Source organism: Armatimonas sp., from assembly GCF_043760365.1.
Lineage (GTDB): Bacteria > Armatimonadota > Armatimonadia > Armatimonadales > Armatimonadaceae > Armatimonas.
In genome coordinates this window covers 1-7206 of the sequence record NZ_JAYUPA010001051.1, presented here as the reverse complement: position 1 = coordinate 7206, position 7206 = coordinate 1, and the positions used below count along the sequence as shown (strand labels likewise).

The following is a 7206-nucleotide window of genomic DNA, read 5'->3' as shown; positions in this document are numbered from 1 at the left end:
CCTTTCCCTCTCCCCCTTCCTTGGGACAGGGAAGGGGGCTGGGGGGATGGGTTCAAAAGCGTGTACGTCAGGAGCCCGTCGGCACCGATCCCAAAGCGCCGGTCACAGACACGCCGCGCCAGTGCCGCTAGATCGGTGTTCTCAGGCTCCTCTATGACAACAAAATCGTTGCCAACAGCCTGCATTTTTGTGAAGGGAATCACACCAGCTCTTCGAGGCGCAGGGCTGCGGTGTCTGCAACGCGGTTGAACCAGGCTCGGCTCGGGTCCACTTGTGGGAACCACCAGGCAGACGGGCGGTAGTCGGTGTGCGGTAGGCCGTGCAGGGTCTGGAGTGCATTTTTTGCGAGCCGAGCTTTGGCGATCTCCGCCTCGGTTTCAATGCGCCGCAGTGTGGTTCGGGCGGCGATGGCCTCGGGCGCACGCTCGATTGCCTTGCGCTCACGATGAAGCTGACGGGCGTGGAGCAGGAGCCGCTTCACTTGGCGACGGTTTGTCGCAAGGGGCGTGTCGAAGTGCTCGGTGCGCTCGGCGAGGGCGGTGGTATCCAGCACGGAGCCACGGGCACGAAAATCATCCCCCTTGGCGTGCTCCAGAGTATTAGACTCGGCACGGAGACGGCGCACTTCCCCTGAAATGATGTTCTCTTCGCTTCGGAGTGCCTCGGCCTTATCCCACTGCGCCCGCAGCGCTTGGCTTGCTGTGGCGTAGTCGGTGTGGGCCGTGAGCAGGCGATGCTGCTCCAGATAAGAAAGTAAAGCGTTGGGTGAGCGTAGGGTGGAAAGCTCTTTAAGACGGCGCTGCTCCCACTCACGCCCGCGCTGCCAGCACGCCGCGAAGTCATCAGCCTCGACTGTGGGGCGACCCAGCGCTTGGCAAAGATGGGGCGGCAGAGTCAGGGAGACTCCTGAAACGGCGCTGAGGCTGTCCCAGGTGGCGTACCGGACACGCAGAATGGGCCGTAGCTCCGGGTGACAGATTCTGAGGCGCTGGAGTGCGCCCATCAATTTGGCCGTGCGCCAGGAATAGCTGCTCGCGCCCTCGTGAAAGACCAGAACCCACTCGGCGGCGAGCATCGGCAGGAGCGCGACCGCTTTTCCGATCAGCACACAGTCCGGCCCCAGTGCGCTCTCGATACGCTCGGCGAGCTGACGCACACTGGTAATCACTTTCTCTCCGGGCAGACAGATCGGCTCGGGCGTGTCTATCCAGACAGAGCCATCGGCACGCACACGCAGCGTTCCCCGGCCTTTCCCTGGCACCACGAGATCGAACGGACGTGCGCCCGGTAGGAACTGATCCAGGGTGTACTGCTCCCCGCCTTCCACAGCGAGGTCGTAGGCTTCGCGTGCCTGAGCGCGTGTGGCGGGGTCCAGAAATGCCTGCACCAGCCAGAAACGCGGTAGTTCGCAGGTCTGGGTGTTGAAGCGCAGGAGCGTGGTGGTGCGGGTGGTGGCAAAATTCTGCGGGGGGGCGCCCAGCAGCAGCTCGTAGAGTCGTGGCAGAAGGTATTTATACAGACACGGCAGGAGCGCATCGGGGTGCGCGGCAGCGAAATCGTCCATCCAGCCGAGGAGCGTGCTACCGACCGCACTGCCCTCGGTTGCCCAGGCGATCTGCTCCCGCAGCGTCGGAAGAATCTCGCTGAGCTTCACCTCCGATGCGATCTGTCGCTCCCAGCCGGAGTGTAGGATCCCCGTCCAGCCCCACGCCATGGTCAGTTCGGAGAGAAGCGCATCGGGGTCATCGGCAAAGGCGAGTGCTTTCTTGAGCGAGACACCGGCCTCTGTCTGTAGTCTCGCGCGGGTGGGAACATCCTCGGAACCAAAGAGCTGACTCATCTCCCCCGCGGCGGACCAGAGCGCCCGGGTCTTGTTGTCATCGTGGCCCACTAAGGCGAAGGCATCGCTGCCGGGCTGATGGAAACCGTGGAGCTTGGCGAAGTAGTCGGTGTCATGAACACCCGCTAGTATATGTGCGCCAGGCCAGAAGTGATCGAGCCGTCGCCTCAGAGTCGCTTTGGTGGGCTCATCCCAGAGCGCGGTTTGCCCGAGCGCAAGGAAAGTGGTTTGGGGGAAGCGTTCACGAAGGGCGCAGAGCGCATCCTCCCGACAGTCGCCTTCAGTGGTGGGGGCATCGGTCATTGTAGTAGGGTTCAGTATATCGTAGATACAAACGCCTGTTTAGAGAAGTTCCGGTTAAATTTTGTGCCGGGGGCGAAAGGCTCCAGCACATTTCAGAGAGCGTCCCGAGAACGCAGAGGGGGTCAGGTTACGAATCCTAAAGGTCTGTCTGTCGTCCCAGCCACTGAGCGAGGAGAAGTAGGACAGTGGTAATACCAAGCAGCGGCACCACGATAGGAAGCCAGAAGCCAAGAGATTTCAGGTTGCCCGAAGCCAGTGTCCCGCTCAATATCATCAGGCAAAGTGCCGCAAGGTTGAGCAGCCACCGTGCGACCATGCGGTACCGAAACTGAGCCGCCAGTCCCCCGACACTACACAGCAGAGCGTGTAAGGTAAACAGAAGAAGCAAAATATCAATGTTGTCGTCGTCGTAGCCATTTCGCAGAGCGAGGAGGCAGGGTTGAATCAGAAAAATGGTGAGCAGTATGCCCCACAGAAGAATCAGCCACGAGAGAACCATCTCAGCTACCGTTCTCCGCCCATGCTGATTTTTTGGTTCGCCTCTCTGCTGCTGCATACCTTACTATACCAAAAGGCCCCCAGAAATCCTGGAGGCCCATTCATGGGTCTTGCCGTAACAGCGGGCCGCTTTAGCCGCCCGACAAACGCCGTTCGTCACACCCGTTCGTAGCGGGTGTTGCGCCGGGCGGGGGTGTACCCAGCGTCGCAGATCAGGCGCTCCATCTCGTCGGTGGAGACGGCAAACGTGCAGCCTGCGGTGCTCACGACATTCTCCTCCATCATGGTTTGGCCGAAGTCGTCCACGCCGTAGCGCAGGGAAATCTGCCCGATCTTGGGGCCTTGCGTTACCCAGCTTGCCTGCATGTGCGCGAAGTTATCGAGCATCAGGCGCGCGATGGCGATGGTGCGCAGGTAGTCCAGCCCCGATGCCCGCGTACCGCCTAGCTCCGTGCCATCGGGCTGGTAGCTCCAGGCGGCAAACGCCGTGAAGCGTTCGGGGGAGCGGGCAATGCTCTCGTCCTGAAGTGCCCGCAGGCGCATAAAGTGCTCAACCCGGTCCTCATAGGTGTCCACGGAGCCGTACATCATGGTCGCGGTCGAGGGCAGCCCCACTTTATGCGCCACCCGCATACAGTCCAGCCACTCGTCGGCGGTGTCTTTGTACTTGCTGATAAAGTTGCGCACCCGGTCTGTCAGGATCTCCGCGCCGCCGCCGGGGATAGACTGCAAACCCGCCGCTTTCAGGCGCGTGAGGGTCTCCTCCATCGTGAGCTTGCTGATGTTCTTGACATAAATCAGCTCAGCGGGGGAGAAACAATGCCGGATAATATGCGGAAACTCGGCGCGCATCCAGCTCAGAAGCTCCTCGTACCACTCTATTTTAAGCTTCGGGTTCAGCCCGCCCTGCATCAGCATCTCGACTCCACCCACAGCGGAGAGTTCCCGCAGCTTCTGGTGAATCTGCTCGCGGGTCAGAACATAGCTCTCGCCGCTCTTGTCGCCGGGCGTTCGGTAGAAGTTGCAGAAGCTACAGCGCACCCAGCAGACATTGGTGTAGTTGATGTTGCGGCTGACGATATAGGTGACGGTTTTCTCGGGGTTGATGCGGCGGCGCACGGCATCGGCCAGCAGCGCCAACTCATCGAGGTTCGGGTGGGAGAACAGCCGCAGGGCATCGTCGGCGCTCAGGCGCTCTTGATTCCAGACTTTCTCGGCAATACCGGTGATATCGCTCTCCGGGGCGCGTTTGGATGGGGTAAGAGGGAACATGATCGTCGCCTTTCCAGACTTCGTGATTGTTTTCACAAAGTATACCTGTCGTGAACTTCTCTGTCAACTACTGCGTACATGATACGATAGAAAGGAGATTGCAATGACTATTTTCGGGGCCGTTTGTGTGGTGGTGATTGGTTTTCAACAGGGCGGACAGGTGACACTTCCAATGGAGAAACTGGAAGCGCTTCCCCAAAAAGTGCGGGTACATGGCCAGCGAGTTTCCTTCGAGCACCAGAAACTCGCCGTGCGCATTCCGCTGGGGTGGCAACGTCTGGCCATTGTCGGGCAATCGTCGGGCTTGCTGGCGAGCTTTGCACCTCTGGGAACCAGCGGCGCAACGCTCGCGCTCTCGTTTTCTGAGGATCCGGGCCGCAGTCGCCTTCCTGACAACCTTCCCGCCACGATCGCTCTCGCGCTGGCGAAACGCTATCCGGGCTTTCAGCAGACCGCGAAGCAGCGGCTGACACTGGCCGGTGCCGATGCCTGGCTGCTCGACGGGCAGCTTAAACAACCGGGGCAGAGTGCGCTGGTGCGCAACCGGCAGGTCTATATCTGTCACGAGGGGCGCATCTATGTTTTGACACTCACATCCAAAAAAGAGGACTTCGAGCGCCTGGCTCCGTCGCTGGAGCGCCTGCTGAAGAGCATTGAGTGGCTCCACTAGCGGCAAACTTGCAACCAGCAAAGCGGTACGGGTATCCTAGTGACTATGGGATTTTTACCTCAAGCGCCGCCTGCGATCGCCATTCCGCAGCCTGCCGCGCAATCAGCGAGTAGCACAATGGTGTCTGTCGTGCCGAACCTCTACTGGAGTGTCTCGGCGCGCGGTCCGCTCTTGGTTGTGGGGGCGGAGAAGTATTCTCTGGTGAACGAGCCCAAGCCAATTGATTTTTTTAATGGAGCAATGGGTGGGATGTTCGCCATGATGCCGGACATGGAGGCACTCACCGGGCAGAAAAAGCCCGTGGTGACACCGCTGGGAGCCGCGCCGCGTGAAGGCTGGAACACGGTGCAAGTGGCGCAGCGCTTTGGTGCCCAAGTTGTCCGGTGTGGCGGCGTGAGTGTCTTAGCCCCCCAGCTTCTTCCCGACAAGAGCAAGAGTACGAGCCCTTTTAGCGATCCTGACATGAAGGAGCTGATGCAGGAGGGAATGGCAATGGGGATGGGCATGAACGGAAGCCGCCTGCTCCCGCTTCTTGCCAGTCTGAGCGTGAGCCAGCTCCAGCAAGCCTCGTCGTCGTCGGGCTTGCCACTCTCTAGCCTCGACACCAAGCAGCGGGCGCTTGCACAGCCTTTGCTGCGCCGAACCCTGCCGTTTCGGTTTGCACAGAAACCCAACTTCCCCGATGCCGGGCCGCTGGGCACCCCGCAGGTGATTCCTGCGGCGGATCAGAACCAGTTTAGGCTCCGCCTCTCGCGTGCTCTGAACCTTGCTCCCAATCTTCCTGAATTTGGGGCTGCGGGCGGCGGGGGCGCACGACTGTCAATGCAGTTTGGCAACTTGGTCAACGACAGCGATGCGCCGGGAAATACGCGAACCCTGGCACTCAAGGCGGGGAAAACTCCCAATCCAATGGCGTTTATGGCGCTGCTGGGGGGCGGTCCGGCGGGCAACAAAGGGGTTCCTGCTCGGCGGAAGCCCTCGGATCTCAACACCGATTCGGGGGGACTCAATGCGCTGATCACACTCGCGGGCATCTCCACGGTGGACGAGCTGGTGGGCCGGATCGCTCAGGTCACGAAAGTGCTGCTCTTCGCGGATCAGCGCATTGGCAAGCTCAAGGTGAGCGCACGGGGGACTAGTGCACGCGCGGGCGATCTGGTCGCCGCACTCTGCGTGGCGGTGGGTGGTGCGGTGCGGCGGATCAGCGATGATAAAGAGTCGGTGTACTTACTGACGGATCAGGTTGCACTCAAGCCCAACGAGAACCCCATGAGCGCTATGATGGCACCGATCTCAGGGATGATGCAGGATCAGCGCAGTGCAGAGCGCTTGGCAAAAGATGCCAAGATCCGACTGATCCGCCAGGCCACCTTGCGGGCACTGCCACGGGGGACGGGCGCGAGCTTTGGCGAGAAGTTCTGGCAGATTGCTGAGGCCAAGCCCGCGAGTGACGGAAACATGGTTCCGCTCGGGGAGCTCTCGCCGGAGCTGCAGAAGCAAGCCCAGGATCGGCACGATGCCTTCTCGGGAGCGCTCTCTAACATTCCCGAAGGCACTCCTGGGATTACCCGCCGCGACCAGCAGCCTTTAACGCAGGTGCGCTGTAGCCAGAGTATTGTTTTAGAGCTGGTTGCCCCCACCCTAGGAGCCGTCGCGACTCTGGCTACGACCGATGCTAACGAGATCCACCCGGAGCTTCCCGTGCCCGCGCCACCGCCCGCCGTGACACTCCCGTCCAGTTTGAAGCAGCGTGTGGTTACCACAGCACTGCCGAGCACCGAAGCGCAGGCAGCGGCTCTGGTCGCGTCGGCGGTGGCGCGAGGGCTGACGGAGCTACGTGTCTCCGTGCCGGTGGGCAAAGATAAAGAGCTGGTACTCTTGGGCGCGGAAGCAAAGGGAAAGATCGGGGTTGTGGCGGTTCTCGCCCCGCTGGAGCCGCTCACCGCCAATGCGGTGCGGGATAAGTCCTGGGCGGGGCAGTCGCTTACCGAATGGATTGCCTCCCCGGAGTCCACAAAGCTCATGGCGAGCATGCCGCCTCAGCTCGCACCGATGATGGGCCGGATGCTGGGGGCCGACTTTGTCACTCCTGAGAGTGCGGATGTCGCCGGGTTTGTGATGCGGGCAAAGCGCCTGCTTGCCCTCCCAGGGGTCAGCGGCTTTGCATTGGAGCGTCTGGCAGCGCCTGGCTACCGCGATGGTACCGGGGGCATGGGCGATGGCACGGGGTTCTTCTGGCAGGGGGGAGCCAATGCCCGTGAGCGTGTTGCCTTCACTAAGGATCAGAAATCCGATGCGGCGGAGCTGGGCGGCTTTAACTTCGCAGACATCTTCAATGCACAGGGCCCCCGCGTGGCTTGGGGTAAGCGCACGACGGCGCGAAACGATGCATTCCTGAAGCGCCTGGATACCGCGCTCACTAAAGAAACGCTCGCTCCCGTGTCCGTTCTGGCCAGTGTCCAGCCGCCACGCTGGGAAAAATGGACCGGCAAGTACCCCGCAGGAGCCACGATTACCTCCGCTATCCGCCCGGCCCTGAAAATATTCTCCTACAGCACTATATTCTCCCAGCCCGCCCTGTTCGGCGATGCCAGCGACTTCGCGGGCTTCGATGAGCCGGATC

General features: G+C 61.2%; 5 protein-coding genes and 1 pseudogene. 2 read left to right on the top strand and 4 right to left on the bottom strand.

Translation table 11 applies throughout. From position 1 onward, the window contains the following. The 4 genes and pseudogenes from ACH2EH_RS26880 to mqnC all read right to left on the bottom strand — a co-directional run. Nucleotides 1-185: pseudogene (locus tag ACH2EH_RS26880) on the bottom strand (hypothetical protein); the annotation flags it as partial. Nucleotides 186-199: 14 nt separating this feature from the next. Further along, complete coding sequence (locus tag ACH2EH_RS26875) at nucleotides 200-2143, bottom strand: hypothetical protein (protein ID WP_395146553.1); 1944 nt, start codon at nucleotides 2141-2143, stop codon at nucleotides 200-202. Nucleotides 2144-2279: 136 nt separating this feature from the next. After that, complete coding sequence (locus ACH2EH_RS26870; protein WP_395146551.1) at nucleotides 2280-2699, bottom strand: hypothetical protein; 420 nt, start codon at nucleotides 2697-2699, stop codon at nucleotides 2280-2282. A gap of 98 nt (nucleotides 2700-2797) precedes the next feature. Continuing rightward, a complete protein-coding gene (gene mqnC / locus ACH2EH_RS26865; protein ID WP_395146549.1) occupies nucleotides 2798-3949 on the bottom strand; it encodes a cyclic dehypoxanthinyl futalosine synthase in 1152 nt (383 codons plus the stop codon). Between the two features lie 67 nt (nucleotides 3950-4016). Between mqnC and ACH2EH_RS26860 the strand changes: the two genes are divergently transcribed. Together ACH2EH_RS26860 and ACH2EH_RS26855 are read left to right on the top strand one after the other, a co-directional pair. Further along, nucleotides 4017-4583 carry an LpqN/LpqT family lipoprotein gene (locus tag ACH2EH_RS26860; protein ID WP_395146548.1) on the top strand — a complete coding sequence of 189 codons (567 nt, stop codon included), beginning with the start codon at nucleotides 4017-4019 and terminating at the stop codon, nucleotides 4581-4583. A 45-nt stretch (nucleotides 4584-4628) separates the two neighbouring features. Beyond that, nucleotides 4629-7206: hypothetical protein (locus ACH2EH_RS26855; protein ID WP_395146546.1), on the top strand; the 2578-nt coding region annotated here is incomplete at its 3' end.

Coding starts and splice junctions, on each gene's coding strand:
- ACH2EH_RS26875 (WP_395146553.1), bottom strand. CDS start 2,143: ATGACCGATGCCCCCACCACTGAAGGCGACTGTCGGGAGGATGCGCTC.
- ACH2EH_RS26870 (WP_395146551.1), bottom strand. CDS start 2,699: ATGCAGCAGCAGAGAGGCGAACCAAAAAATCAGCATGGGCGGAGAACG.
- ACH2EH_RS26860 (WP_395146548.1), top strand. CDS start 4,017: ATGACTATTTTCGGGGCCGTTTGTGTGGTGGTGATTGGTTTTCAACAG.